This window comes from Janibacter corallicola NBRC 107790 (assembly GCF_001570965.1).
GTDB lineage: Bacteria > Actinomycetota > Actinomycetes > Actinomycetales > Dermatophilaceae > Janibacter > Janibacter corallicola.
In genome coordinates, this window is sequence record NZ_BCSR01000006.1 from 37,836 (window position 1) to 63,518 (window position 25,683).

Genomic DNA, 25,683 nt, shown 5'->3' on the forward strand with positions numbered 1-25,683 from the left:
TCAGGCCGCCCCGAGGCTGCTCAGGGCGAGCATCCGCTCCAGCACGCTCTCCCGGTCCGGCTCCCACAGCTCGTCGACGATCTGCCCGTCGGCGAGGAAGAGGACCCGGTCGGTGTGGCTGGCGGCCACCGCGTCGTGGGTGACCATGACGATCGTCTGCTCGAACTCGTCGACGCTGCGGCGCAGGAAGTTCAGCACCTCCGCGCCCGAGGTGGAGTCCAGGTTGCCGGTCGGCTCGTCCGCGAAGACGATCTCCGGCTTGCTGACGAGCGCGCGGGCGCAGGCGACGCGCTGCTGCTGGCCCCCGGAGAGCTCCGACGGGTGGTGCTCGAGACGGTCGCGCAGCCCGACGGTGTCGATGACGTGGTCGAACCAGCCCTGCTCCGGCTTCCGGCCGGCGATGGCGAGCGGCAGCAGGACGTTCTCCCGGGCGGTCAGCGTCGGGATGAGGTTGAAGGCCTGGAAGACGAAGCCGATCCGGTCCCGTCGCAGTCGGGTCAGCTGTTTCTCCTTCAGCCGGGTGATGTCGACGTCGCCGACGCGTACCCGGCCCTCGCTGACCGAGTCCAGCCCGGCGAGGCAGTGCATGAGCGTGGACTTCCCGGAGCCCGAGGGCCCCATGATGGCGGTGAACTGGCCGGTGCCGATCTCCAGGTCGATGCCGTCGAGCGCGCTGACGCTCGCCTGCCCCCTGCCGTAGACCTTGCGCAGTCCCTCGGTGCTCGCGGCCACGGGTGTACCCATGAGTGTCCCCTCGGATGTCTGTGGATGTTCGACACCGAACCTATGCGCTGGGGAGGTTCCGCGTCACTGGGGTTTGCCCCCGGAGGGTCGGGCGGGGGTTCCCCCGGACTCCACGGCCGCATCGAGCTCGACGAGCGCCACCCGGCGCAGGCGGGGGTGGTCGTGGTCGCGGTCGCGGACGTCACCGGTCAGCCAGCTCAGTCGCAGCGAGTCGGGCTCCACCTGCGCCAGGGCGAGGTTGTTCTCGAACCACGGGCCGTGGGAGATCGACCACGGCCGCACGAGGGCGGGGACCCCCTTCGTGCGGCGACGCAGCCAGGCCATCGGCGCGACGAGCCGGGCCGCCAGGAGGGACATCAGGCTGCGCAGCGCCGGCGGCATCGGGTTCCGGATGGGGCTGCACACCGCCTGGATGATCCGGCTGCTGCCGTGCTCGCCCCCGACCTCGGCGACGTAGGAGTGGTGCACGTCGCCGGAGAGGAAGGTGATCGTGGCGGGCGCCGGGCCGCGCTCGCCCCGGGAGACGCGGAGCACGAGCTCGAAGACGTCGCCGAAGCCGGACTGGAAGGCGGCCCAGTGCTCCAGGTCCACCAGCTGCCGCAGCGCTTCGGTGCCCCTGCGCAGCAGGCGGTGTCGTCCCGGCCCGGCGAAGGACTCGCTGATCGCCTCCAGGTCGTGCAGGCCCGGGGGCAGGAGGAAGGGCACCGAGGTCGCGATGAACAGGTGCTCCACGTCCCCGGTGAGGTTCTCCGCGAGCCAGGCCAGCTCGCCCCGGTCGAGCATGGACCGACGGTCCGGCTCGAGCACCCGCGCGGCGCGGGAGTCCAGCACGACCAGCCGGCTCTCCCCCACCTGCCGCGTGTAGCTCCACCGGTAGGTCTCGGGGTCGTGGTCGACCTCCTCGGCGAGCCGGCGCAGCGCGTCGGTGAGGTCGACCTCCTCCCCCTCCTCGGGCGTCAGCAGCTGCCAGACCGGGTCCTGGGCCAGCTCCTCGGGCGCGAGGTTGCCCACGTGCTGGTACACCCAGTACGAGCTCAGTCCGGCGACGAGCCGTTCGTGCCACCACGGCGTGCGGTTGATCTCCCGGTGCCAGGACCACGAGGTGTTCCAGTCGTCGCGGATGTCGTGGTCGTCGAAGATCATCGCGCTCGGCACGGTCGAGAGCACCCACCGGATCGCCGGCTCGCTCCAGGCCAGCCGGTAGAGGTGGGCGTATTCGGCGTAGTCCTTGATCTCCTCCCCGGGAGGCTCCTCGAGGTCACGTCGGGAGGCGATGAAGTCCCGCATCTGCGGGCTCGTCTCGTCGGCGTACACCTGGTCACCGAGGAGCGCCAGCACCCCCGGGCGCTCCGCCTCGCCGGCTGCGAGCGCGAGGGCGAAGGTGCGCAGCGCGTCGACGCCGTGACTGGCGTGGTGCTCGGCGTCGTGGGGGACGCTGGTGCGGCAGGACCCGAAGGCGAGCGTGGTCCGCCGCGCGGGGGCCGCCGTCGTCACGCTCGAGGGCGGGAAGGGCGAGTCCGGCAGCGGCCAGACGAGCTCGTCATCGATGCGGACCGTGTACTCGTGGGTCGCCCCCCGGCTCGAGGTCGGTGGCCGTCACGAGCGCGTAGTGGTGGCCCTCCACCCGGAAGGTGGGCGCCGACCACTCCCTGCCGGCGAGTGCGAGGGTGACCCTCGCCGCGTCACGGGTCTCGACCCAGACGCTCGCCTCGTGACGGCCGACGAAGCGCAGCAGCGGGCCGAGGACGAGGGGTGTGCTGGTGGGGCTCATCCGGGCATCCTCACGGATCTTCCTGTGACACGGCCGAAGGGCGGCTCCCCGTCGTCGGGGAACCGCCCTTCGGCCGTACTGCTGGGCCGGGCAGGATCAGAAGCCCATGCCACCCATGCCGCCCATGCCGCCCATCTCGTCACCGCCGGGCATGCCTGCGGCAGCCTTCTCCGGCTTGTCGGCGACGACGGCCTCGGTGGTGAGGAAGAGGCCGGCGATGGAGGCAGCGTTCTGCATCGCGCTGCGGGTGACCTTGGCCGGGTCGATGATCCCGAGGGAGATCATGTCGACGTACTCGCCGGTGGCCGCGTTGAGGCCTTCACCGGCGGGCAGGCTCCCGACCTTCTCCGCGACGACGCCGCCGTTGAGGCCGGCGTTGACCGCGATCTGCTTCAGCGGGGCCTCGGCGGCCACGCGCAGGATGTTCGCGCCGGTCGCCTCGTCACCCTCGAGCTGCAGGCTCTCGAAGGCGGACTTGGTCGCCTGCAGGAGGGCCACGCCACCACCGGCGACGATGCCCTCCTCGACGGCGGCCTTGGCGTTGCGCACCGCGTCCTCGATGCGGTGCTTGCGCTCCTTCAGCTCCACCTCGGTGGCGGCACCGGCGCGGATGACCGCGACGCCGCCGGCGAGCTTGGCGAGGCGCTCCTGGAGCTTCTCCCGGTCGTAGTCCGAGTCGCTGTTCTCGATCTCGGCCTTGATCTGGGCGACGCGGCCGGAGATCTGCTCCTGGTCGCCGGCGCCGTCGACGATGGTCGTCTCGTCCTTGGTGACCACGACCTTGCGGGCGCGGCCGAGCAGGTCGAGCTCGGCGGTCTCGAGGGAGAGGCCGACCTCCTCGGAGATGACCTGGCCCCCGGTGAGGATCGCGATGTCGGCGAGCATGGCCTTGCGGCGGTCACCGAAGCCCGGAGCCTTGACGGCCACGGACTTGAAGGTGCCCTTGAGCTTGTTGACCACGAGGGTCGAGAGGGCCTCGCCCTCCAGGTCCTCGGCGATGATCAGCAGCGGCCGGTTGGCCTGCATGACCTTCTCGAGGATCGGCAGCAGGTCCTTGATCGAGCCGATCTTGGAGTTGGCGATGAGGACGTAGGGGTCCTCGAGCACCGTCTCCATGCGCTCGGTGTCGGTGACGAAGTAGCCGGAGATGTACCCCTTGTCGAAGCGCATGCCCTCGGTGAGCTCGAGCTCGAGCCCGAAGGTGTTGCTCTCCTCGACGGTGATGACACCTTCCTTGCCGACCTTGTCCATGGCCTCGGCGATCTTGGCGCCGATCTCCTTGTCGGCGGCCGAGATGGAGGCCGTGGCAGCGATCTGCTCCTTGGTCTCGACCTCCTTGGCCATGACGAGCAGCTCCTCGGTCACGGCCGAGGAGGCCTTCTCGATGCCGCGCTTGAGGGCCATCGGGTTGGCACCGGCGGCCACGTTGCGCAGCCCCTCCTTGACGAGGGCCTGGGCGAGGACGGTGGCCGTCGTCGTGCCGTCACCGGCGACGTCGTCGGTCTTCTTGGCAACTTCCTTGACGAGCTCGGCGCCGATCTTCTCGTACGGGTCGTCGAGCTCGATCTCCTTGGCGATCGAGACGCCGTCGTTGGTGATGGTGGGAGCGCCCCACTTCTTCTCCAGGACGACGTTGCGGCCCTTGGGGCCCAGGGTGACCTTGACGGCGTCGGCGAGGGTGTTCATCCCCCGCTCGAGGCCGCGGCGGGCGTCCTCGTCGAAACTGATGAGCTTGACCATTCGGGTGGTTCCTCCACGCGCGAAATCGAAGGGTGCGACCGGGGGTGCCCGCGACGGACGGAGCCGATCGCACGGTTCACGTCCCCGTGCTCACGGGCCCCTCACCTGACCGGTCAGGACTGTCACTCCCCGATGGAGAGTGCTAACGCACATTATTGGCACTCTCGATGGTCGAGTGCAAACGCCCGGCGACGGAGAAGGCGACTCCGGCACCCCCTGCGCGCCGGAGCCGCCCTCGGCCCTCCACATCCGCAGACGCGGCTCGTCAGGGGCGGGTTCGCCGCACGGGTGATCCGTTATCGTTCCGTGACATCCGGCCCGCCGGCGGGCCGGCACCCTCAGAGGAGCTTCTCGTGCACCTCGGCGGCGGGGGCGAAGCCCACCGCCTCGCAGAACTCCTCGGCACCGGGCGTGCAGCGCAGCCCCACGACCCGGACGCCGGCCCCCTTCGCCCAGCTCTCGCAGGCGGTGAGCAGGGCGGTGGCGATGCCGCGGCGGCGGTGGTCCGGGGCGACGAAGAGCGCATCGACCCAGAGCCGGCCGCGGGTGCCCACCGGCTGCCCGGGTCGGGTCGTCTCGGGGACGGTCACCGCCTGGAGGTACCCGGCGTGCGCGCCCTCGTGCTCGGCGATCCACGACGGCAGCCGGTCATGGTGCCGCAGCCAGTGGTCCGCGGCCCGGTCCAGGTAGCCCTCCTCGCGCTCGGCGCCCGCGGCCCGGGCGCGCTGCAGCGACAGAGCGGCGAGGACGACGGCGTCCTCCGGCCGGGCGCGGACGGTGCGCACGCGGACCGCCGGGCCTCAGAGCTCGATGCCCAGGCGGCGCGCGCTGCGGGTGCGCTGGCGCTGGTCGCGCAGCCGGCGCAGCCGCTTGATGAGCATGGGGTCCTCGGAGAGCGCGGCCGGGTTGTTGATCAGCCCGTTGAGCACCTGGTAGTACCGCGTGGAGCTCATGTCGAAGAGCTCCTTGATCGCCTGCTCCTTGGAGCCGGCGTACTTCCACCACTGGCGCTCGAAGGCGAGGATCTCCCGATCCCGGTCCGTGAGCGGGACCGAGGGGGTCGGCTGTGCGGACTGGTTCGCGAGGTTCACGACCGGAACTCTACCCACGAAATGACACGCGTGTCATTCGCATCGGCGCGTCGGCTGGACACGGCAGCCACGAGAGGCGACGCACGCCCCCTTCGTCCCATCCGTCACGCCTCAGCGCATCGAGTCCAGCAGGGTGAGGACGTCCTCGGGAGTGGTCTGCGGGTTGACGATGGCGAAGCGGGCGAGGGTCTCCCCCTCGTGCGAGGTCGGCACGACGAAGCCCACCTGCTGCTCCAGGAGCCGGTCGGACCAGCGCTTGTAGTCCTCCGGCGACCAGCCCCGGCGCCGGAAGACCACGACGGTCAGCTCCCGGGGGCGCACCAGCTCCAGCTCCTCGCGCCGCTCGATCTCCTCGGCCGCGAAGGCCGCCACCGACAGGGTCCGCTCGACCGCGTCGGCGTAGGCCTGCGTGCCGTGCGTCGCGAGGGAGAACCACAGCGGGAGGCCGCGGGCGCGTCGGGTCAGCCCGACCGAGTAGTCGGTCGGGTTCCACTCGGGCGCCTCGGTGAGCACGTCGAGGTACCCGGCGTGCTGGGTGTGCGCCGCCCGGGCGATCGCGGGCGTGCGGTAGAGCAGCGCGCAGCAGTCGAAGGGGGCGAAGAGCCACTTGTGCGGGTCGACGATGAAGGAGTCGCAATGCTCGATGCCGTCGTAGAGCCGGCGCACCGACGGCGCGGCGAGACCGGCGCCGCCGTAGGCACCGTCGACGTGGAACCAGATGCCGAACTCGCGGCACACCTCGCCGACCCCGGCGAGGTCGTCGACGGTCCCGAAGTTCGTCGTCCCGGCGGTCGCGACGACGGCGAAGAAGTTCTCCGGCCCGTGCTCCAGGACCACCTCGCGCAGCCGGGATCCGGTGAGGCGTCCCCCGTCGTCGGTGGGGACGGGCGTGAACTCGGCGTCCATGACCTCGCACGCGGAGCCGATGGAGCTGTGCGCCCCGGAGCTGGCAGCGACCCGGAAGGGCCGGGCCCCCTCGGTCGCCTCCCGCCGGGCGGACCAGCGGGCCGCGACGAGCGCGGAGAGGTTGCCGATCGTCCCGCCCGGCACGAAGACCCCGCCGGCCTCCGCCGGCATACCGGCGAGGTCGGCGAGCCAGCGCAGCGCCTGGTTCTCGGCGTAGACCGCCCCCGAGCCCTCCAGCCAGGAGCCGCCGTAGATCGAGCTGGCCCCGACGACGAGGTCGAACATGGCCGCGGCCTCGGTCGGCGCGCACGGGATGAAGGAGAGGTAGCGCGGGTGGTCCACCGAGAGGCAGGCCGGCGCGAGCACCTCGGCGAAGAGGTCCATCGCGCGGTGCCCGCCGAGCCCGTGGGGCGTGATCGTCTCGCCGGCCTGCTGCCCCAGCTCCTCGGGACTCAGCGGTCGGTCCAGCGGGACCGGGTCCAGCTCGAGGCGCTCCTTGGAGTAGTCGAGCACGATCCGGGCGAGGTCGCCCAGGGAGGTGTTGTCATCGGGGAAGCCATGCACGGGAGGTCACTCTAGAGCCGGTGGGTAGCGTGTGGGCGTGCCCGCGCGACCTCTGACGGAACTGATCCACCCCTCCTGGGCCGACGCGCTGGCGCCGGTGGCCGAGGACATCTCGGCGATGGGGGACTTCCTGCGCGAGGAGCTCGCCGAGGGGCGTGGCTACCTCCCGTCCGGCGAGCGCGTGCTGCGCGCCTTCACCATCCCGATCGAGGAGGTGCGGGTGCTCGTCGTCGGGCAGGACCCCTACCCCACGCCCGGTCACGCGGTCGGCCTGTCGTTCGCGGTCGCGCCGGAGGTGCGGCCGCTGCCGAAGTCGCTGCTGAACATCCACCGCGAGCTCGTCGACGACCTCGGCCTGCCCCCGCCGAGCAACGGCGACCTCACCCCGTGGGCCGAGCAGGGCGTCATGCTGCTCAACCGCTGCCTCACCGTGCAGCCCGGCGCCCCGAACAGCCACCGCGGCAAGGGTTGGGAGGCGGTGACCGACCGGGCCATCGAGGTGCTCGCCTCCCGCGGCGGCCCGCTCGTGGCCATCCTCTGGGGCCGCAACGCCCGCGACCTGGCGCCCGCCCTCGGCGACGTGCCCAAGGTCGAGAGCACCCACCCCTCGCCGCTGTCCGCGCGCAACGGCTTCTTCGGCTCGCGCCCGTTCAGCCGCACCAACGACCTGCTCGCCCGCCAGGGCGCCACCCCGATCGACTGGAGACTGCCATGACCGCTGCCCATCCCTGGCGTCGCTACGTCGCCATCGGCGACTCCTTCTCCGAGGGCATGGTCGATGCCGACCCACGGCGCGAAGGGAGCTTCGTCGGGTGGGCGGACCGGCTCGCCGCCGAGCTCTCGGCCACCGCCGGGGGTGAGGAGTTCCGCTACGCCAACCTGGCCATCCGCGGCCGCAAGCTCGACGACGTCGTCGACCGCCAGCTGGCGCTGGCCCTCGAGCTCGAACCGGACCTGGTCTCGCTCATCGGGGGCGGCAACGACATCCTGCGCCCCCGGGTCGACCTGGACGGGATCGCCGCCCGGCTCGAGGAGGCGGTCGCCGCCGTCCGCGCGAGCGGTGCGGACGTGCTGCTCGCGACCCCGACGGACCCGCGCGGGGCCGGGCTCTTCGGCACGCTGCTGGTCCGGCACGCGGTCCACACCGCCAACCTGCACTCGATCGCCGCGCGGCACGGCGCCCACGTGCTCGACCTGTGGGGCATGCGCTCCATGCGCGACCCGCGCATGTGGGGCGAGGACCGCATCCACCCGAGCACGGAGGGCCACCGCCGGCTGCACTGGGCGGCGATGCGCTCGCTCGGGCTCGAGGTGCCCGAGGACTGGGACGAGCCACTGGTCGCGGCACCGCCCCGGCCGCGTGCCGAGCTGCGCACCGAGCGGCTGCGGTGGACCCGCACCCACGCGGTGCCGTGGGTGCAGCGCCGCCTCACCGGCCGCTCCTCGGGTGACTCGGTGACGGCCAAGCTGCCGGAGCTGACCCCCTTCGGCCCGGGGGACCTGCCCGCCCCCTGATCACGTCACGGACCGGGATCGGAGCCGCAGTTGCGGCTGATACCGTCCATCCATGGCGCAGATGCGTGTATCCGATGCGGCTGAGCTGCTCGCGGTCTCCCCGGACACGATCCGTCGGTGGATCGATGGCGGCCGCCTCGAGGCGGGCAGGGACGAGCGGGGAGTCACCGTCATCGACGGGGCCGGGCTGGCCCGGGTGGCCCAGGACGTCGCCCACCCGCCGACGGTCGGGCCGGTGCACGACGAGTCCGCGCGCAACCGGATGCGCGGCATCGTCACCGAGGTCGTGCGCGACACGGTGATGGCCCAGGTGAGTCTCCAGGCCGGGCCCTTCCGCATCGTCTCCCTCATGTCCCGCGAGGCCGCCGACGACCTGGGCCTCGAACCCGGCTCCGTCGCGGTCGCGTCCATCAAGTCGACCAATGTCATCATCGGCACCCCCGGAGGCTCCCCGTGAAGCGACCCCTGGCCGTCACCACCCTGACCGCAGCCGTCCTCGCCCTCGCCGCGTGCGGTGGCTCCGACGACGGGTCCGGGGACGGGACCACCACCCTCCGCGTGGCGGCAGCGGCCTCGCTGACCGACTCCTTCGAGGAGCTCGCGAAGACCTACGAGAAGCAGCACGACGACGTCGAGGTCGAGCTCCAGTTCGCCGGCTCCTCCGACCTGGCCTCGCAGATCAAGGGCGGCTCGGACGTCGACGTCTTCGCCTCCGCCGACGAGCCGAACATGGACAAGGTCTCCTCGATGGTGAAGGATCCGACGATCTTCGCCACGAACACCCTCACGATCGTCACCGAGCCGGGCAACCCCGAGGACATCACGGGGATGAAGGACCTGGCCGACCCCGATCTGGCCGTCGTGGTCTGCGCCCCGGAGGTCCCCTGCGGCAACGCCACCGGGCGCCTCGCCAAGAAGGAGCACGTGACCCTCGACCCCGCGAGCGAGGAGGCCAAGGTCACCGACGTGCTCGCCAAGGTCACCTCCGGCGAGGCCGACGCGGGTCTGGTCTACGTCACCGACGCGACCGGCGCCGGCGACGACGTCACGACCGTGGAGCCGAAGGGGGCCGACGCGGTGGTCAACGACTACCCCATCGCCACCCTGGAGGAGAGCGCCTCCCCGGAGGACGCGCAGGCCTTCGTCGACCTCGTCACCGGCAAGGAGGGGCAGAAGGTGCTGCGGGCGGACGGCTTCGGCGCGCCGTGACGCCGCCCCGCTGGCTGTGGGTCCCGGCGGCCGGCGCGGTCGTCCTCGTCGTCGTCCCGCTCGCCGGACTCCTCGCCCAGGTCCCCGTCGGCCAGCTGTGGCCGCTGCTGACCTCCGAGACCTCGCTCGATGCGCTGCTGCTCTCGCTGCGCACCGCGACGGCCGCGACCGTGATCTGCGTGCTCCTCGGGACGCCGCTGGCGCTGCTGCTGGCCCGCGGCCGCTGGCCGGGCCAGGCGGTGCTGCGGGCCCTCGTGCTCGTCCCGCTCGTCCTGCCGCCGGTCGTCGGCGGCCTCGCGCTGCTCTACACCTTCGGCCGGCGGGGCCTGCTCGGGCGCTACCTCGAGGCGGCTGGGGTCTCGATCTCCTTCAGCACCACGGCCGTCGTGCTCGCGCAGACCTTCGTCGCCCTGCCCTTCCTCGTCCTCTCCCTCGAGGGGGCGGTGCGCGGGCTCGGCCGCCGGCACGAGGAGGTCGCCGCCACCCTCGGCGCAGGTCCGTGGCGCCGACTCACCCGCGTGACCCTCCCCCTCGTCGCGCCCGGCCTGCTCTCGGGGTGCGTGCTCGCCTTCGCCCGGGCGCTCGGCGAGTTCGGGGCGACCCTGACCTTCGCCGGGTCCGCGCAGGGGCGGACCCGGACGCTGCCGCTGGAGATCTACCTGCAGCGCGAGACCGACCCGGACGCCGCGGTCACCCTCGCGCTGCTGCTCGTCGTCCTCGCCACGGTCATCGTCGGCACGGTCTACGCCCGCACCATCCGACCGGAGCGGGCCCGGTGAGCCTGCGCGCCGGGGTGCGGTGGCGGGAGCGCGGTCTGGCCGTCGACCTCGACCTGCCGGCCGGGCGGCACGCGATCACCGGGCCGAACGGCGCCGGCAAGTCCTCGCTGCTCTCGGTCATCGCGGGACTGACGCGTCCGGACTCGGCGCACATCGCGCTCTCCGGGCGCGACCTGACCGGGGTCCCACCGCACCAGCGACGGGTGGCCCTGCTCAGCCAGGCGCCGACGCTCTTCCCCCACCTGGACGCCCGGGACAACGTCGCCTTCGGGCCCCGCAGCCGGGGACGGCGGCGAAGGGAGGCCCGCGCCACCGCGGAGCACTGGCTCGGCGTCGTGGGGATGGGTGACTTCGCCGACCGGCGGCCCAGCCAGCTCTCCGGGGGGCAGGCCGCCCGGGTGGCGCTCGCCCGGGCGCTCGCCGCCGAGCCGGACGCGCTGCTGCTCGACGAGCCGCTCGCCGCCCTCGACGTCGAGGCCACGCCGGCGATGCGGGCGGTGCTCTCGGACGTCACCCACGCCCGCGAGGACCTCGTGGTGCTGCTCGTCACCCACGACGTGCTCGACGTGCTCACCGTCGCCGACGGCGGGCAGGACACGATGACGGTGCTCGGCGAGCAGGTCGAGCACGGGCCGGTCCGGGAGGTGCTCGAGCACCCCCGGAGCGCCTTCACCGCCGGCCTGGCCGGGGTCAACCTCGTGCGGGCCGAGGCGCTGCCCGGGGCGGGTGCCCGCGCCGGGACGCCCGACGGCCCGCTGGAGATCGCCACGACCGGTCACGACGTGACCGGCGCCTGCTGGGTGACCTTCACCCCCGATGCGGTCTCGCTGCACCTGGACCACCCCGAGGGCTCACCCCGCAACGTCTGGCCGGGTCGGGTCTCCCGGGTCGAGGCCCACGCCGGGCGGGCGCGGGTGTGGGTCGACTCCCGGGTCCCGGTGAGCGCCGAGGTGACCCCCGCGGCGCTGGCGGCACTCCCCCTTCGTCCCGGGGACCGGGTGTGGGCCTCGGTCAAGGCCAGTCAGGTGCGGGTCCACCCCGCACACACGGAGGCGGCGGGCCCGTAGGCCCACCGCCTGCGACGTGGCGACACTCAGTCGTCGCTGTCGTCGTCCTGGTCGTCGGAGTCCTGGTGCACGGCGGCCTCGCCGGTCTGCACGTCGACGCGGACCTCGATGTCCTTGCCTGAGGGCCCGTCCAGGGAGACCTCCCAGAAGTGCTCGCCGCCCTCGGTCTCGAGCTCGACGTCGTCGAAGGTGCCGTCGGCCTCCTTCATCCCGGCCTCGAGGGCTTCGAGGACGGTGATCTTCGCGGCGTCCAGCGCGCGACGGTCCTCGGAGTCCATCTGCTCCTCGGAGTCCGAGCGCACGACCTTGCTGCCGTCGGCCGCGACGTCGACCTCGACGGAGGTCCCGCCGTCCCGGGCCACGTCGACCTCCCAGGTGCCGTCGCGGTCCTGGTCGTCGATCTCGTAGGCGGTCCCGCCGGCCTCGTCCTCGGCGGTGGCGACGACCTTCTCCAGGTCCTTGATGTCCACGTCGCCGGCCGACGACGCCGAGCCCTCGGAGGCGGAGTCGTCGGGCGACCCCTCGGAGGACTCCGAGGTCTGCGAGGTCGCCGTGCTGCTCGTGTCCGAGGCGGAGCCTGCGGAACCGGCGTCGTCGGACCCGCAGGCGGCCAGGGCCAGGGCGGTGGCAGCGGTCAGGGAAGCGAGGGCGGTGCGTGGGATGTCCATGGCTCCACCATGGCCCGCCCGGCCCACCGGACCAAGCCAGGAGGGCGATTCTGAAGGACCTCTCATCGACTCCTCACCCGTCCCTCACCAAGGCCCCTGCCGGGGCCCCTCCGGTGTGACCCGAACTACAGTGAGGCCATGCCCGCGACCAGACTCATGCCCACGGAGATCGGTGACGACCTCATCGAGCTCACCCGCTCCATCTGCGAGAAGTCGCTGCGTCCGGTGGTCGACGACGTCGAGGCCCGGGCGGAGCACGAGGAGGTCTTCCCACGGGAGGTCTTCCGGACCCTCGGGCGCGCGGGCCTGCTCTCGCTGCCCTACCCGGAGGAGCTCGGCGGCGGCGCCCAGCCCTACGAGGTGTACCTGCAGGTCGTCGAGGAGATCGCCTCGGCGTGGGCCGCGGTCGGCGTCGGGGTGTCGGTCCACTCCCTCACCGCCTACGCGGTGCACACCTTCGGCTCCCCGGAGCAGCAGGAGGCGCTGCTGCCGGACATGCTCTCCGGTGAGCAGCTGGGCGCCTATGCCCTCTCGGAGCCGCTCGCCGGCTCCGACATCGCGGCGATGACCACCCGCGCGGTCCCCGACGGCGAGGACTGGCTGATCCGCGGCCGGAAGGCCTGGATCTCGCACGCCGGGCACGCCGACTACTACACGACCTTCGCCCGCACGAGCGACGACGGGGGCCGCGGGGTCAGCTGCTTCGTCGTGCCCGGCGACGCTCCCGGCCTGTCCTTCGCCGCCCCCGAGAAGAAGATGGGGCTGCACGGCGACACCGTCCGCGAGGTGATCTTCGAGGACGTGCCCGTCACCGGCGACCGGCAGGTGGGCGAGCTGGGACGTGGGGTGCCGATGGCGCTGGCCGGGCTGGACGCCGGTCGCCTCGGGATCGCCGCCGTCGCCACCGGCCTGGCCCAGGCCGCCCTCGACGTGGCCGCCCGCTACGCGGGCGAGCGCGAGCAGTTCGGCCGGACCATCGCCAGCAACCAGGGCCTGGCCTTCCTCCTGGCCGACATGCAGGCCGCTGTGATGAGCGCCCGGGCGACCTACCTGCAGGCGGCGAGGCTGCGGGACGCCGGCCGCCCCTTCGGGACCGAGGCCGCCGCCGCGAAGCTCGTGGCCACCGATGCCGCCATGCAGGTGACGACCGACGCGATCCAGGTGCTCGGCGGCGCCGGCTTCACCGAGGACTTCCCGGTCGCGCGCTACTTCCGCGAGGCCAAGGTCACCCAGATCTTCGAGGGCACCAACCAGATCCAGCGTCTGGTCATCTCCCGGAACCTCCTCCCCTCCCTCTGACCCCGTCCCTCCCCGAACGAGGTGCGGCTGGCTCCGGCGGCACGTGGGGCCGGCGAGCAGGGCCGGGGGGTCTCCGCGTCAGTCGTCGCGGTCCCGCGAGATCCCCGGCAGCAGGGTCTCCCCGCGACGCAACGCGGCCAGGGCGCCGGGCGTGCCCGCCACCCGGGCCAGCGAGCGCCGCCGGTAGCGCCGCAGCATGAGCGCGCCGACGCCCCAGATGAGGAACTGCGAGCTCATCGCGACCCGGAAGTCATCGAGGGTGTAGGTCGCCGGCCCTCCGGGCGCGCGCAGGTCGAGCAGGATCCCCACGAGCGCCATCGTCAGCAGCGAGGCGGTGAAGCCGCCCATGTTCACGAAGCCCGAGGCCCGCCCGAGACGCTCGCTGCGGTGGAAGCTGCGCGCCAGGTCGAAGGCGACCATCGACGTGGGCATGCCGATCGCGGTGACCGCGATGAAGAGCACGAGCAGCCACATCGGCGCGGGGAAGGGCAGCGCGAGGACGATCGCCCACACCAGCGCGATCGCCCCGACCACCGACAGCGCGAAGACGGACCGGTGGTAAGGGTGCCGGCCGCTCCAGCGGCCGATGACCGGCCCGGCGACGAGCGCGACGAAGGTCATCAGCGTCAGCAGCGCCGAGGCCTCCGTCGGCGCGCGCCCCTGGCCCTGGACGAGGAAGGGGAAGCCCCACAGCAGAGCGAAGACCGTGGGCGCGAACTGCGTGGTGAAGTGCAGCGAGAAGCCCAGCTTCGTGCCCGGCTCGCGGAAGACCTGCACGAGGCTGCGGCCCATCGCACGGACCTGGATCCGCTCGACCTCACCGCGCTCGTACGGGGAGTCCTTGACGAGCACGATGACGCCGAGCGTGAAGATCACACCCAGCGACGCGGTCGTCGCGTAGGTCATCGTCCAGCCCCACCGGTGCAGGGCGGCGCTCAACGGCACGGCGGCGATGACCGCGCCCAGCTGGCCGACGATGCCGGTCAGCTGGTTCAGGACGGGCACCTGCCGCGCGTTGAACCACAGGGCGATGAGGCGCAGCACCGACGTGAAGATCATGGCGTCGCCCGCGCCCACGAGGGCCCGCGCGGCCAGCCCCACCCCGAAGGACCCCGCCACCGAGAACCACAGCTGTCCCACGGTCATGGCCAGCAGCCCGCCGAGGATCATCGCCTTGGACCCGAAGCGGTCCAGCATCACCCCGACGGGGATCTGCATGCCCGCGTAGACGAGCAGCTGCAGGACGGTGAAGGTCGCCAGCTGGCTGCCGCTGATGTCGAAGCGGTCCGCCGCGATGAGGCCGGCCACGCCGAGCGAGGTGCGGTGGAAGATGGCCAGGACGTAGACGCCGAGGCCGGTCAGCCAGATCGCCCACGCGCGACGGCGACCGATGTCGTGCAGCTGTCGCACGGCGGTCACCACTCCCAGCGCGCCAGCAGGTACTGCACGCCGAAGGGAGCCTCCTCCAGGAGCAGGTGCGCGGCCGGCGAGGCACCGGCGGCGGCGCCGGCGAGCACCTGCAGCGCGGGCCGTCCCCGCATCCACACCCGGTCGCACTCGGCCGGGTCCAGGCCGGCGAGCGCGACGACGTCACCGACGGCCAGTGCCTGCGCGAGCTCCCCGGCGAAGGGGGCGGCGTCGGGTTGCAGGTGGCCGGGTGCCTTCTCCGTCAGCGTGGCGGGGCCGTCGGCGACGACGACGAGGAGTCCGCCGGGAGCGACGGTCAGCCCGTGGCCGAGGTCGGCGCACTCCTGCGGCGTCGCGTCGGCGGCGACCGACTGCAGCACCAGCCGGTCCCCGACGTCGGGGAGCAGCCCGCGGCCGATCCCCGGGTCCGTCGGCAGGGCGCCCTCGGGCACCCGACCGGTGGTGAAGCGCGCCCCACCGGAGGGGGCGTCGACCGGCCAGGTGCGGGTGCTCTCCCCCGCGCCGATGACCACGACCGGGCCCTCCCCCTTCGCCACGGTCTCGGTGAGGAGCCCACGTGCCCGCTCGCGCAGCTCCGCGAGCGGGTCGGCGGTGCCGCCGACGCCGGGGATCAGCGCGGGCGCGGCCGGGAGGACCACGGCCCTCATGCCAGGCCCCGGATCGTGCGGGCGGGCGGGCGTTCGCCGCGCAGCGTGGCGACCATGTCGAGGACCTGGCGGGTCTCGGCGACCTCGTGGACCCGGTAGATCCGGGCGCCGAGCCAGGCGGAGACCGCAGTGGTGGCCAGGGTGCCGACGAGTCGCTGGTCCACGGGCCGGTCGAGGGTCTCCCCGACGAAGTCCTTGTTGGACAACGAGACCAGCACCGGCCAGTCGGTCGCGACCATCTCCTCGAGCCGACGGGTGACCTCGAGGGTGTGGTGGGTGTTCTTGCCGAAGTCGTGCGCGGGGTCGATGACGACGGACTCCTTCGCGACCCCGGCCGCCAGGGCCCGCTCGGCGTAGCCGACCGCCCCGTCGACGACCTCGGCGACGACGTCCCGCTCGTATCCCGTGCGGAAGGGCCGGGTCCGCGGGGTCACCCCGCCGGTGTGGGTGCAGATGATCCCGACGTCGTGGCGCGCGGCGACGTCGACGAGGCCGGGGTCCGCACCGCCCCACGCGTCGTTGAGCACGTCGGCGCCGGCGCGGCAGACCTCCTCGGCGACCTCCGAGCGCCACGTGTCCACCGAGATGACGAGCTCCGGGTGCTGCTCGCGCACCCGCGCGACGAGGCCGACGACCCGCTCGATCTCCTCCGCGACGTCCACGTCACCGCCGGGAGCCGCCTTGACCCCGCCGATGTCGACGATGTCCGCGCCCTGCCCGGCGACGAGGTCGACGCGCTCCATCGCCTTGTCCTCGGCGAAGGTGGCCCCCTTGTCGTAGAAGGAGTCCGGGGTGCGGTTCACGATCGCCATGACGAGCATCGCGGTGTCCTCGAAGCGGTGCCGACCGAGTCTCATGACGCTCCTCCCGGGTATCCCACCGCGTCCACGGCCGGCGGTCGCTGGGCGAGCGGGACCGGCCGGGCCCGCCAGCCCCCTTCGCGCGTGAACTGGTGCAGCTCCTGCGCCGCCGGCACGCCCGCGGTCTCGCCCCCGCAGCGGGCGCGCACGACGGCGAGCAGCTCGGCGGCCATGACGGCCAGGTCGTGGTCCTGCTGGTGGCGGTGGGCCCGCGCGCCGAGGTCGACCTGGGCGATGGCGCCCAGCCCGTGGGCGGTGAAGGTGTCGACGAGGGAGGCGATCTCCACGCCGTAGCCGGTGGGCACCGTGAGGGCCTCCATGAGGGAGCGGCGGGCGGCCCACTCCCCGGCCAAGGGCTGCACGACACCGGCGAGCTCGGGCCACCACAGGTCGAGCACCGGGCGGGCGACGAGCTCGGTGACCCGACCACCCTCGGTGCTGCGGCGCCCGTCGAGATCGAGGACCCGGTCGTACCACCCCTTGACCAGCCGGGTGGCCGGGTCGGCCGTCAGGGTGCCGACGAGCCCGGTGACGAAGTGCGGCCCCCACTCGGTCAGGTCCGCGTCGACGAAGACGAGCAGCTCTCCGGTCGTGACGAAGAGGGACTTCCACAGCGCCTCGCCCTTGCCGGGGTTGCTGCCCAGGTGCGGTGCGATCTCGGCGCTCCTGTGGACCACGGCGCCGGCCCCGCGGGCCACCGCGGCGGTCTCGTCGGTGGAGTCGGAGTCGATGACGACGAGCTCGTCGACGAGGGGGACCTCCTCCATCAGCGCGCCGCGCAGCAGCGAGACGACACCGCCGACGGTGCGGGCCTCGTTGCGGGCGGGGATGACGACGCTGACGCGCTCCCCCGTCTCCCGCAGGTGCTCGGCCACCCCGGCGGCGGTGAACTCCTCGTGGGCACGGCTGTGCACTGCCAACCAGTCACGGGTGGACGTGCGCATGCTCCTGGCCTCTCCGGGGGGATGGGCCCAGCCGGCCCCGCTCCATCGTATGCAGCGGGCGAAGGGGGCCTGCCGGCACCCGGCGGAGGCGGGCACCCGAGTGGCGGAGCTGGCGGGGGGACTCGAACCCCCAACCACCTGTTTACAAGACAGGTGCGCTACCGATTGCGCCACGCCAGCGGGCCCGGAACGAGGAAGGACCGGGGCCGCGGGCATCCTAGCCGCGGTCCCGGTCCGTCACCGAGTCCGGTCCCCTCAGAGGACGTTGCGGTTGAGGTAACCCTGCAGCTCGGAGGTGGTGCGCGGGCCCCAGATCCCGTCGACGGTGGCTCCGACGCGGCGCTGGAGGGCGGAGGTGGTCACCGGGCCGATGATGCCGTCCTGGGCGGTGCCGACCTCGCCCTGCAGGGCCTGACGGTCACCGCGGTCCAGGGAGCCGTCGACCGGCCGGTTCACCCAGGTCTCGATACCCGAGTTCGTCTTGGGGCCGCGGATGCCGTCGACGACGAGCTCACCGGCGGAGGCCGTGCTGGAGCTGGAGCTCGTGCTCGTGCGGGTCTCCGAGCGGGAGGCACGCTCCGTGCCCGAGTACGGGTCGACCCCGAGGCCGTTGGAGACGGTCAGGCCCGCCTCCTTGGAGCAGACCGGCCAGGCGCCGGGGCCCTGGACCTTCAGCACCTCCTGGGCGATGTCGATCTGCTGGGCCTTCGTCGCCTGGTCGGCGGTGGTGGCGTACTGCTGGCCACCGAAGCCCTTCCAGGTGTCGTAGGTGAACTGCAGGCCGCCGTAGAACGGGTTGTCGGTGTTGATGTCCCAGTCCCCGGAGGACTCGCACATCGCGACGCGGTCCCAGACCGTGTCGGACGCACCGGCCCCGGTGGCCACGGCGACACCACCGGCCGCGAGGGCGGTGACGGTCAGGGCCCCACCGGCGAGGCGCAGACGGGTGCCGCGCCGGGAGGCGGGCTGATCGGGGAAGTCGGTGGTGTTCAGCATGTACTCAATACCCTTTCGGTCGACACGGGCAGGGGCCCCGTGCTGGTCCGAGAAGGACGCTAGAGGCACACGAGTCACACAAACAACATCTGCCCCGTAAATACATCCCTGTAACTTACTCCCCAGTCACATCATCCGGGCACAGAAGAAGGGCCCCGCACCAGTGGTGCGGGGCCCTTCGTCAGCTCAGTGCAGCGGTGCTGCTCAGAGGGCCTCGTTGAGGTGCTGCTGCAGCGCGCTGGTGGTCTGCGGACCCCAGATGCCGTCGGTGTTGGCACCGACGAGCTCCTGCAGCGCGGTGGTGGTCTCCGGGCCGACGACGCCGTCCTGGGTGACGCCGAGCTTGGCCTGCAGCTTCTGGATGTCGGAGCTGCTCAGCCAGTCGTCACCGTCGACGGATCCGCCGACCCACTGCTCGATGGCAGCAGCAGTGTTCGGGCCGACGATGCCGTCGACGGCGATGTCACTGGTGCTCGGGGCGGGGGCGGTGCGCTCGGTGCTCCGGGAGGGGGCCTCCTCGGTGGAGCGCTCGGTCGGGGTGGACTCGGTGGACTCGGTCGACTCGCTGGAGTCGGTCGACTCGGAGGAGTCGGTCGAGTCGGTGGACTCGGTCGAGTCGCTGGACTCGGTCGAGTCGGTGGACTCGGAGGAGTCGTAGGACTCGGTGGAGTCGCTCGTGTCGTAGCTGCCGCCACCGTTGCTGGAGGTCAGGCCGGCCTCCTGCGAGCAGACGGGCCAGGCGCCCGGGCCCTGCGCCTCCAGGACCTTCTGCGCGATGGTGATCTGCTGCTCACGGGTGGCGTCGTCGGCGTTGTAGCCGTAGGCGCCGCCACCGAAGGCCTGCCAGGTCTGGTGGGTGAACTGCAGACCACCGTAGAAACCGTTGCCGGTGCTGGTGGACCAGTTGCCGCCGCTCTCACACTGGGCGACTGCGTCCCAGACGCTGCTGGCCGAGGCGCTCTGCGCGGCGGCGACGGAGCCCACGGCTGCGGTCGCGCCTGCCACGGCGACACCGGCGATGCGGCGGCGGGCGGGCGAACCCTTCAGGACCTGGGCGTGCTTGGGCGAGTAGAACATGGGGATTGGGGTTTCCTTCCACGGAGTTTCAGGGGCTTCGTGGTTGAAGCTGCCAGACGGTCTGGCTGGCACCTCGTGGGTGCCGTTCTGATGTGTGTGAACTGCCAGAACTGACTGGCTTCGTTCGCGGACGTTTCGGAACGTTACCTTCCCGTGATCTGGCAATGCAACCTGACTCGCCCGTGACGTGGAACTCACCGCCCGCTTACGTTCAGGTCTCCTCCCGCTCATCACTGTTGCGTCGTTCGGCCTCGCGAGCCGAGGTTTCCCGGCGCCGTTGTGCCACAGGCGAATCGAAGGGGGCCGCCAGTCGGTCACCGAGCGTGGCACCGGTCGCGATCGCCATGATGATGCCCAGAGCAGTCAGGACCTCGACGATGCCCTGCTGGACCATCGACCCTTCGGTGACGTCCGCGGGACCGACCATGTGGTACAGCCCGAGGAAGATCGCCAGACCGGGCAGCAGGCCGAAGGTGGCCGGTACCTGGATGGTCAGCGCGGGGGCGTCCTTGCGCAGGGCCACCACGCGGGAGAAGAAGCCGATGACCACGGCCGCGAGGCCGGTCGCGGTGACCCGCCCGACGCCCAGGTCGGACATGAAGGAGGCTGCGGCGACCCCGACGGCGGAGAGGCCGCCCGACCACAGGAGCAACCGCTCGTGGCCCAGCATGGTCATGGCTCCGGTCAGGCCGATGAAGCCGGCCCCGAGGAGGACCAGGGGGAAGGGGGCCGTGGCCCACTCCAGCTGCTCCAGCGGCGGCGGCCGCAGGCCGATGTGGAGGACCGTCACGGCCTGCAGGCTCAGGCCCAGCCCGCCGGCGACACCGATGATCAGGCCGAAGGTGTGCAGCATCACCTCGAAGAGCCGGGCCGTCCCCGTCACGGGGAACCCGGAGAGCACGTCCTCCATCGCCGAGGTCAGCGTCAGCGAGGGCAGCAGGAAGACGATGCCACCGGCCATCGCGAAGACGAAGTCGCTGGGATTGAGCGGCACCGCGTCCTTGACGCTCAGCAGGTACCCGCAGAAGGCGACGATCGTCGCCGCGGCACCGCCGAGCGCACTGAGGTAGAAGTCGGGCAGGTTCAGCCCCGAGACGAGCTTCGCGGCCCCGCTGACGGCGGTGACCGCCAGGAACGCGAGCACGAGGCCGCCCGGGCTCGCCCCGAGCATGAGCGCGACGCCGGCGGCGACGCTGCCCTCCGCGCAGGTGACGACCCACCGCGACCAGGTCCGGGGGGAGGTGTTGATCTCCTTGAGGCGCTGCTGGGCCTGCTCGATGTCGACGTCGCCGTCGACGAGGTCGTCGACGAGGGAGTGGACCTGGGACAGCCGTCCGAAGTCCCGCCGCGGCTGACGCACCACCCGCAGCCGGGAGATGGTCTGGCCGGACGGGGTGCGGCACTGCATGTGCATCGACTGCATCGTCAGGTCGACGTCCATGTCCTCCAGCCCCGCCACGACGCCCACCGCGGTCGTCGCCGCCTCGACGGCGCTCGCGCTCGAGCCGCAGCGCAGCATGACCTCGGCGACGCGCAGCGCGAGGTCCATCGCGCTCGCGGCGGCCTGCTCCTCCGCGACCGCACGCGTGACACGCGGGTCACGGTAGGGAGTGCCGCGCAGCGAACCCCGCAGCGGGATGGTCTCGGTCGGGTTCTCCCCGCGCAGCGAGGGCCGACGTCGCGGCTTCGGCTGCGGCCCCTGCGGCGGCGTGGGCTCCGACGTCGCGAAGGGCCGTGCCCGCCGACGGACAGGACGCTGCTGCTGCACCGGGATGGCCTGCGCCCCCGGCTCCTGCTTCCGCGGGGGCCGCTGCTTCGGCTGGTCGTCCTGCGGCCGCGCGCGGCGGGGCCTGCGTGGTTCCGGTGGCGGCGGTGTCGTCATAGGCCGGGCAGCTGCGGCGGGTCAGGCACGGGCGATTCCAGCATGGGCCACCACGAGACGTCCAGCGAGCCCAGCACGAGACCACCGAGGACGATGAGCCCGACGGCCAGCAGCGCCAGCACGGCCACGACCCGGAAGGGGGTCGGCGTCGTCACCCCTCGGACCATGCTGCGGCTGCCCCGGCGCAGGCTCGGCCCGCCGGGCCCCCACCAGCCGATGACGATCGCGAGCAGCGCGCCGACGGCGATGGGGGCAGGGTCGTCCAGGCGCACCTCGTGGCCGCCCGTGGAGGCGAGTGCGACCGCCGTCGCGAGGAGCCCCGCGGCGCCGACGAGCAGGGGCAACAGGGCCGTCGTGATCGTGGCGAGCAGCGCGCCCAGCAGGTGCAGCGGGCTCGATGCCACCGCGACCGGCGTGTCGCTGCGTCGGTACCCGCGGCGGTAGCGGCGACGCACCGTGGCCGTCATCGACTTGTCCACGGTCCGGGCGACCAGGGACCACAGCAGCACGACTGCCACCCCGACCCACGGCAGGGCGGCGGTCAGCGCCACGAGCGCCACGAGCAGCGAGGCGAGCACGTCGCTGCGCTGCGGCTTGCCGATCCGGGGGTCCCCCGGCCGGTCCGAGAGGCCGGGCGCGACTCCGGGCCACGGCCTGCGGCCGTCGCTCGGCTGCGGCGCGGGCGCCACGGGTTCGGGCTGCGGGTTCGGGTCCTCCCAGGCCCCGCTCCCCCACGGGGGCGGCGGCTGCTGCGGCTGCGCCGGCAGCTGCCGGGTGCGGTCCGGCTCGAGGGTCCGGGTGCGCTGCGGCAGCACGTCGGTGACGGGCCGGCCGTGGGCACGGGCCTCCAACGCCGCGATCACCTCGTCGGCGTCGGGGCGCAGCTCGGGGTCGGGGGTCAGCGCGGCGTGCAGCAGCGGCGCCAGGTCCGGGTCGACGTCCCGCAGGTCCGCCTCGCCGCGCGCGACCCGGGAGAGGATCGCCTCCATACCGCCACGGCCGAAGGGGGACCGGCCGGTCGAGGCGAAGACGAGCGTGGCCGCCCATCCCCACCAGTCGGTCGCGGGGGTGACGTGACCCCCTTCGACCAGCTCCGGGGACAGATAGCCCGGGGTGCCCATGACCAGCCCGGTCATCGTCATCCGGGAGGTGTCGGCGATGTGGGCGATCCCGAAGTCGATGACGACCGGCTCGCCGTCGAGCATGAGCACGTTGCCCGGCTTGAGGTCACGGTGGATGACCCCGACGCCGTGGATGGCCCGCAGCGCCTCCGCGAGACCGCGGGCGAGGGAGAGCAGCTGCTGGGCGTCGAGGGGGCCCTGCTCGTGGACGTACTGCTCGAGGCTCGGCCCCGGCACGTACCGGGTGACGATGTAGGGCTGCTCGGCCTCCAGATCGGCGTCGAAGACCGGCGCGATCCGCCTCGAGCGCACCCTGGCCAGCGTGTCGACCTCGCGCGAGAGGCGGGCGCGGGCGTCCTCGTCGTGCGCGACGTGGGCACGCAGCACCTTGATGGCCACCGCCCGACCGCGCTCGTCGAGCGCCAGGTGGACGATGCCCATGCCCCCTTGGCCGAGCTGCTGGAGCACCCGGTAGGGGCCGATCCGTTCGAAGTCCGCCACTGGCACGCTCCCACGCTCGTCCGGGGCGGGGTCCTCCCCGATGAGCTCAGTCGTCATGGGTCCAGACTAGGGCGACACGGGTGTGAGTTGTCGCAGCGCTACCTGAGTGCCTGCTGATGCCTCACTGCTGGATGTAGGCCTCGAGGTGGTCCCGCTCGGCCGCCAGCGCGTCGATCCGGTGCTTGACGATGTCGCCGATGCTCACCACGGCCTGCAGCTTGCCGTCGCGCAGCACGGGCACGTGGCGGATGCGTCGCTCCGTCATCCGGGCGGCGAGGTCGGCGACCTGGTCGTCCTCCTCACAGGTCTGCACCTGGCGCGTCATGATCGCGCTCACCGGCCCCTCGAGGACGCCCACCCCGTCCCGGTGCAGCCGTCGCACGACGTCCCGCTCCGAGACGATGCCGACGACGACACCGTCCCCGGAGGTGACGACGACGGCGCCGATGCCGTGCTCGTCCAACGCGGCGAGCAGCTCGGTGACGGTCGAGTCGGGCGACACCGTGAACACATCGGTGCCCTTGTTCCGCAGCACGTCCGAGATCTTCATGTATCGACGCTACCGGGCCGCCGATCCCAGCGGTAGCCCTTGCGCGGTACATAGGCTGGTCACCACCGACCGTCAGGAGCACTGCCGTGGCCACTCGCAAGTTCGACCTCGTCATCGCCGCCAACCGCCTGCCCGTCGACCGTGTCGTGGGTCCGGACGGCAGGAACGAGTGGCACCGCTCCCCCGGGGGCCTGGTGACCGCGATGGACTCGGTGATGCGACATCGCGACGGGGCCTGGGTCGGCTGGGCCGGTGAGGCGGGTGAGGCTCCGGCCCCCTTCGCCGAGGCGGGCATGTGGCTGCACCCGGTGCCGGTCTCGCGGGAGGAGATCACCTCCTACTACGAGGGCTTCAGCAACGAGACGCTGTGGCCGATCTACCACGACGTCATCGTGCCGGCCCACTTCCACCGGGAGTGGTGGGCGGACTACCGGGCGGTCAACGAGCGCTTCGCCGAGGCCGTGTGCGACGTCGCCGCGCCGGGCGCGAAGGTGTGGATCCACGACTACCAGCTGCAGCTCGTGCCCGCTCTGGTGCGCGAGCGGCGCTCCGACGTGCGGATCGGCTGGTTCAACCACATCCCCTTCCCGCCGGTCGAGCTCTTCGCCCAGCTGCCGTGGCGCTCACGCATCATCGAGGGCCTCCTCGGCGCCGACTACCTCGGCTTCCAGCGCCAGGCCGACGCCCAGAACTTCCTGCGCGCGGCCCGGCAGCTCGACGGGCGCACGACGAAGGGGGAGACCGTCACCACCACGGACCCGGACGGCTCCGTCCGCGTGGTGCGGGCCTCCGCGGTGCCGATCAGCGTGGACTACGAGGGCCTCGACGAGCTGGCCCGCACCCCGGCGGTGGAGCAGCGGGCGGAGCAGATCCGGGCCTCGCTCGGCGATCCCGAGGTCGTCATGCTCGGCGTCGACCGCCTCGACTACACCAAGGGCATCCGGCACCGCCTCAAGGCCTACGAGGAGCTCCTCGTCGATGGCACCCTGCGCTCGCCGGAGGTGACCTTCGTGCAGGTCGCGACGCCCAGTCGGGAACGGGTCGCGGCCTACCGGCAGCTGCGCAGCGAGGTGGAGACGACCGTCGGGCGGATCAACGGGACCTACTCGGCGATCGGCCGGCCGGCCCTGCACTACCTGCACCGCAGCTACCCGCGCGAGGAGATGGCCGCGCTCTTCCAGATGGCCGACGTCATGCTCGTCACGCCGCTGCGGGACGGGATGAACCTCGTCGCCAAGGAGTACGTCACGTGCCGCCACGACGACGGCGGCGCCCTCGTGCTCAGCGAGTTCACCGGCGCCTGGCACCACATGAAGCAGGCCTTCGTGTGCAACCCGCACGACATCGAGGGGCTGAAGCTGACGATGATGCGCGCGATCGAGACCGACCCCCGGCAGAAGCGGCGCCAGATGCGTGCGCTGCGGCGCCAGGTCAGCGAGAACGACGTGCAGACCTGGGCCGACCGGTTCCTCACGAACCTGGAGCTGGCCCCGGAGCGGCCGGACCGCACCGGGGCGAAGGGGGCCCGGCCGTGACCGGGGAGGGGGCCGCCGGAGCCCTCGAGCGGGTCGCCGGGGCCGGACGACTGCTCGTGGCAAGTGACTTCGACGGGGTGCTGGCCCCCTTCGTCATGGACCCGATGGATGCCCGGGCGCAGGAGGGCACGACCGAGACGCTACGGGCCCTGGCCGCCCTCCCCCGGACCTGGTCCGCCGTCGTCTCCGGCCGCGACCTGGCCACGCTGGAGGCGCTGACCGGGCTCGCCGGGTCCGCGGTCGTGCGGATCGGCAGCCACGGCGCCGAGACCACCCGGGAGAGCGGGACCGGGCCCACCGCGGAGGTGGCCGATCGGCTGCGGCGGCTGCGGGAGGCCGTCCACGCCGCCGTGGCGGAGCGCGACCCGGCCATCCGCGTGGAGGAGAAGCCGACCGCCGTGGTCCTGCACACCCGTGGCCTGGCGCAGGAGAGCGTCGCGGTCGCCGACGAGATCGCCGCGGAGGCGGCCACGGCGGAGGGCGTCGGGCTCCTCACCGGCAAGGCGGTGCACGAGCTGAGCGTCGTGCGGGCCGACAAGGGCACCGCGCTGCAGGGCCTGGCCGGGGAGCTCGGAGCCGACGCGATCGTCTACCTCGGTGACGACGTGACCGACGAGCACGTCTTCGCGGTGCTGGGCCCGCACGACCTCGGCATCAAGGTCGGGGACGGCGAGACCGCGGCGACGGTGCGGCTCACCGACGCCACCGAGGTCCCGGGCCTGCTCACCCGGCTGCGGGAGCAGCGCGCGGAGCGCGTGGCCCGCTCGGGGTCGGGACGGTAGGCGAGAG

General features: G+C 72.7%; 26 protein-coding genes and 1 tRNA gene. 9 read left to right on the forward strand and 18 right to left on the reverse strand.

The window, feature by feature from the left end; all coding sequences use genetic code 11:
* From JCO01S_RS04130 to JCO01S_RS04155, 7 genes are all read right to left on the reverse strand, one after another.
* Complete coding sequence (locus JCO01S_RS04130) at positions 1–744, reverse strand: ABC transporter ATP-binding protein (protein WP_068251157.1); 744 nt, start codon at positions 742–744, stop codon at positions 1–3.
* A gap of 63 nt (positions 745–807) precedes the next feature.
* The gene (locus JCO01S_RS04135) at positions 808–2,238 is read right to left on the reverse strand and encodes an alkaline phosphatase D family protein (RefSeq protein WP_245634320.1); all 1,431 of its coding nucleotides are present in this window, start codon (positions 2,236–2,238) and stop codon (positions 808–810) included.
* Between the two features lie 46 nt (positions 2,239–2,284).
* Positions 2,285–2,515, reverse strand: coding sequence for a DUF7800 domain-containing protein (locus tag JCO01S_RS16175; RefSeq protein ID WP_245634321.1), 231 nt, complete (start codon positions 2,513–2,515; stop codon positions 2,285–2,287).
* A 96-nt stretch (positions 2,516–2,611) separates the two neighbouring features.
* Positions 2,612–4,255 (reverse strand): chaperonin GroEL, encoded by a 1,644-nt coding sequence (gene groL, locus JCO01S_RS04140; RefSeq protein ID WP_068251160.1) that lies wholly within the window; start codon positions 4,253–4,255, stop codon positions 2,612–2,614.
* Positions 4,256–4,593: 338 nt separating this feature from the next.
* Positions 4,594–5,040, reverse strand: a complete 447-nt coding sequence (locus tag JCO01S_RS04145; RefSeq protein WP_068251163.1) for a GNAT family N-acetyltransferase — start codon at positions 5,038–5,040, stop codon at positions 4,594–4,596.
* Between the two features lie 15 nt (positions 5,041–5,055).
* The gene (locus tag JCO01S_RS04150) at positions 5,056–5,346 is read right to left on the reverse strand and encodes a DUF3263 domain-containing protein (RefSeq protein ID WP_068251165.1); all 291 of its coding nucleotides are present in this window, start codon (positions 5,344–5,346) and stop codon (positions 5,056–5,058) included.
* Between the two features lie 111 nt (positions 5,347–5,457).
* Complete coding sequence (locus JCO01S_RS04155) at positions 5,458–6,816, reverse strand: pyridoxal phosphate-dependent decarboxylase family protein (protein WP_068251166.1); 1,359 nt, start codon at positions 6,814–6,816, stop codon at positions 5,458–5,460.
* A gap of 37 nt (positions 6,817–6,853) precedes the next feature.
* Here JCO01S_RS04155 and JCO01S_RS04160 point away from each other — a divergent pair, with 37 nt between their 5' ends.
* From JCO01S_RS04160 to JCO01S_RS04185, 6 genes are read left to right on the forward strand one after another with little or no spacing between them, the layout of a single operon-like run.
* Positions 6,854–7,531, forward strand: coding sequence for a uracil-DNA glycosylase (locus JCO01S_RS04160; RefSeq protein ID WP_068251366.1), 678 nt, complete (start codon positions 6,854–6,856; stop codon positions 7,529–7,531).
* Positions 7,528–8,331 (forward strand): SGNH/GDSL hydrolase family protein, encoded by an 804-nt coding sequence (locus JCO01S_RS04165; protein WP_068251168.1) that lies wholly within the window; start codon positions 7,528–7,530, stop codon positions 8,329–8,331. The genes JCO01S_RS04160 and JCO01S_RS04165 overlap by 4 nt, the downstream gene beginning before the upstream one ends.
* 52 nt (positions 8,332–8,383) lie before the next feature.
* On the forward strand, positions 8,384–8,788 hold the full coding sequence (locus JCO01S_RS04170) for a TOBE domain-containing protein (RefSeq protein WP_068251170.1): 405 nt from the start codon (positions 8,384–8,386) through the stop codon (positions 8,786–8,788).
* Positions 8,785–9,540, forward strand: coding sequence for a molybdate ABC transporter substrate-binding protein (gene modA / locus JCO01S_RS04175; RefSeq protein WP_068251172.1), 756 nt, complete (start codon positions 8,785–8,787; stop codon positions 9,538–9,540). Before JCO01S_RS04170 ends, modA begins: the two co-directional genes overlap by 4 nt.
* Positions 9,537–10,319, forward strand: coding sequence for an ABC transporter permease (locus tag JCO01S_RS04180; RefSeq protein ID WP_068251174.1), 783 nt, complete (start codon positions 9,537–9,539; stop codon positions 10,317–10,319). Before modA ends, JCO01S_RS04180 begins: the two co-directional genes overlap by 4 nt.
* Positions 10,316–11,386 (forward strand): sulfate/molybdate ABC transporter ATP-binding protein, encoded by a 1,071-nt coding sequence (locus JCO01S_RS04185; RefSeq protein ID WP_068251177.1) that lies wholly within the window; start codon positions 10,316–10,318, stop codon positions 11,384–11,386. Before JCO01S_RS04180 ends, JCO01S_RS04185 begins: the two co-directional genes overlap by 4 nt.
* 26 nt (positions 11,387–11,412) lie before the next feature.
* On the opposite strand, the gene JCO01S_RS04190 is transcribed toward JCO01S_RS04185, so the two are convergent.
* Positions 11,413–12,054, reverse strand: coding sequence for a PepSY domain-containing protein (locus JCO01S_RS04190; RefSeq protein WP_068251180.1), 642 nt, complete (start codon positions 12,052–12,054; stop codon positions 11,413–11,415).
* Between the two features lie 138 nt (positions 12,055–12,192).
* On the opposite strand from JCO01S_RS04190, the gene JCO01S_RS04195 reads away from it, so the two are divergent.
* Positions 12,193–13,353: an acyl-CoA dehydrogenase family protein gene (locus JCO01S_RS04195; protein ID WP_068251184.1), complete on the forward strand. Its 1,161-nt coding sequence runs from the start codon at positions 12,193–12,195 to the stop codon at positions 13,351–13,353.
* A 78-nt stretch (positions 13,354–13,431) separates the two neighbouring features.
* Here JCO01S_RS04195 and JCO01S_RS04200 read toward each other — a convergent pair whose 3' ends face one another.
* From JCO01S_RS04200 to JCO01S_RS04245, 10 genes are all read right to left on the reverse strand, one after another.
* The gene (locus tag JCO01S_RS04200; protein WP_245634322.1) at positions 13,432–14,763 is read right to left on the reverse strand and encodes an MFS transporter; all 1,332 of its coding nucleotides are present in this window, start codon (positions 14,761–14,763) and stop codon (positions 13,432–13,434) included.
* A gap of 5 nt (positions 14,764–14,768) precedes the next feature.
* The gene (locus tag JCO01S_RS04205; RefSeq protein WP_157074470.1) at positions 14,769–15,428 is read right to left on the reverse strand and encodes a class III extradiol ring-cleavage dioxygenase family protein; all 660 of its coding nucleotides are present in this window, start codon (positions 15,426–15,428) and stop codon (positions 14,769–14,771) included.
* Entirely contained in the window at positions 15,425–16,285 is an 861-nt protein-coding gene (gene folP / locus JCO01S_RS04210; protein ID WP_068251193.1) for a dihydropteroate synthase, read from the reverse strand. The genes JCO01S_RS04205 and folP overlap by 4 nt, the downstream gene beginning before the upstream one ends.
* Positions 16,282–17,232 (reverse strand): glucosyl-3-phosphoglycerate synthase, encoded by a 951-nt coding sequence (locus JCO01S_RS04215; protein WP_068251195.1) that lies wholly within the window; start codon positions 17,230–17,232, stop codon positions 16,282–16,284. The genes folP and JCO01S_RS04215 overlap by 4 nt, the downstream gene beginning before the upstream one ends.
* 107 nt (positions 17,233–17,339) lie before the next feature.
* Positions 17,340–17,412 (reverse strand) — tRNA-Thr (locus tag JCO01S_RS04220).
* Between the two features lie 75 nt (positions 17,413–17,487).
* Complete coding sequence (locus JCO01S_RS16340; protein ID WP_068251198.1) at positions 17,488–18,228, reverse strand: transglycosylase family protein; 741 nt, start codon at positions 18,226–18,228, stop codon at positions 17,488–17,490.
* Between the two features lie 204 nt (positions 18,229–18,432).
* Complete coding sequence (locus tag JCO01S_RS16345) at positions 18,433–19,305, reverse strand: transglycosylase family protein (RefSeq protein WP_068251200.1); 873 nt, start codon at positions 19,303–19,305, stop codon at positions 18,433–18,435.
* A gap of 211 nt (positions 19,306–19,516) precedes the next feature.
* Entirely contained in the window at positions 19,517–21,187 is a 1,671-nt protein-coding gene (locus JCO01S_RS04235) for a threonine/serine exporter family protein (RefSeq protein WP_157074471.1), read from the reverse strand.
* Positions 21,184–22,866, reverse strand: coding sequence for a serine/threonine-protein kinase (locus JCO01S_RS04240; RefSeq protein WP_068251206.1), 1,683 nt, complete (start codon positions 22,864–22,866; stop codon positions 21,184–21,186). The genes JCO01S_RS04235 and JCO01S_RS04240 overlap by 4 nt, the downstream gene beginning before the upstream one ends.
* 64 nt (positions 22,867–22,930) lie before the next feature.
* Positions 22,931–23,359: a CBS domain-containing protein gene (locus JCO01S_RS04245; protein ID WP_068251209.1), complete on the reverse strand. Its 429-nt coding sequence runs from the start codon at positions 23,357–23,359 to the stop codon at positions 22,931–22,933.
* Between the two features lie 86 nt (positions 23,360–23,445).
* On the opposite strand from JCO01S_RS04245, the gene JCO01S_RS04250 reads away from it, so the two are divergent.
* Both JCO01S_RS04250 and otsB read left to right on the forward strand, forming a co-directional pair.
* Positions 23,446–24,894: an alpha,alpha-trehalose-phosphate synthase (UDP-forming) gene (locus JCO01S_RS04250; protein WP_068251210.1), complete on the forward strand. Its 1,449-nt coding sequence runs from the start codon at positions 23,446–23,448 to the stop codon at positions 24,892–24,894.
* Entirely contained in the window at positions 24,891–25,676 is a 786-nt protein-coding gene (otsB, locus tag JCO01S_RS04255; protein WP_068251214.1) for a trehalose-phosphatase, read from the forward strand. Before JCO01S_RS04250 ends, otsB begins: the two co-directional genes overlap by 4 nt.
* Positions 25,677–25,683: the final 7 nt, after the last annotated feature.

Coding starts and splice junctions, on each gene's coding strand:
- JCO01S_RS04130 (WP_068251157.1), bottom strand. CDS start 744: ATGGGTACACCCGTGGCCGCGAGCACCGAGGGACTGCGCAAGGTCTAC.
- JCO01S_RS16175 (WP_245634321.1), bottom strand. CDS start 2,515: ATGAGCCCCACCAGCACACCCCTCGTCCTCGGCCCGCTGCTGCGCTTC.
- groL (WP_068251160.1), bottom strand. CDS start 4,255: ATGGTCAAGCTCATCAGTTTCGACGAGGACGCCCGCCGCGGCCTCGAG.
- JCO01S_RS04165 (WP_068251168.1), top strand. CDS start 7,528: ATGACCGCTGCCCATCCCTGGCGTCGCTACGTCGCCATCGGCGACTCC.
- JCO01S_RS04170 (WP_068251170.1), top strand. CDS start 8,384: ATGGCGCAGATGCGTGTATCCGATGCGGCTGAGCTGCTCGCGGTCTCC.
- JCO01S_RS04190 (WP_068251180.1), bottom strand. CDS start 12,054: ATGGACATCCCACGCACCGCCCTCGCTTCCCTGACCGCTGCCACCGCC.
- JCO01S_RS04195 (WP_068251184.1), top strand. CDS start 12,193: ATGCCCGCGACCAGACTCATGCCCACGGAGATCGGTGACGACCTCATC.
- JCO01S_RS04205 (WP_157074470.1), bottom strand. CDS start 15,428: ATGAGGGCCGTGGTCCTCCCGGCCGCGCCCGCGCTGATCCCCGGCGTC.
- folP (WP_068251193.1), bottom strand. CDS start 16,285: ATGAGACTCGGTCGGCACCGCTTCGAGGACACCGCGATGCTCGTCATG.
- JCO01S_RS04215 (WP_068251195.1), bottom strand. CDS start 17,232: ATGCGCACGTCCACCCGTGACTGGTTGGCAGTGCACAGCCGTGCCCAC.
- JCO01S_RS16340 (WP_068251198.1), bottom strand. CDS start 18,228: ATGCTGAACACCACCGACTTCCCCGATCAGCCCGCCTCCCGGCGCGGC.
- JCO01S_RS16345 (WP_068251200.1), bottom strand. CDS start 19,305: ATGTTCTACTCGCCCAAGCACGCCCAGGTCCTGAAGGGTTCGCCCGCC.
- JCO01S_RS04235 (WP_157074471.1), bottom strand. CDS start 21,187: ATGACGACACCGCCGCCACCGGAACCACGCAGGCCCCGCCGCGCGCGG.
- JCO01S_RS04240 (WP_068251206.1), bottom strand. CDS start 22,866: ATGACGACTGAGCTCATCGGGGAGGACCCCGCCCCGGACGAGCGTGGG.
- JCO01S_RS04245 (WP_068251209.1), bottom strand. CDS start 23,359: ATGAAGATCTCGGACGTGCTGCGGAACAAGGGCACCGATGTGTTCACG.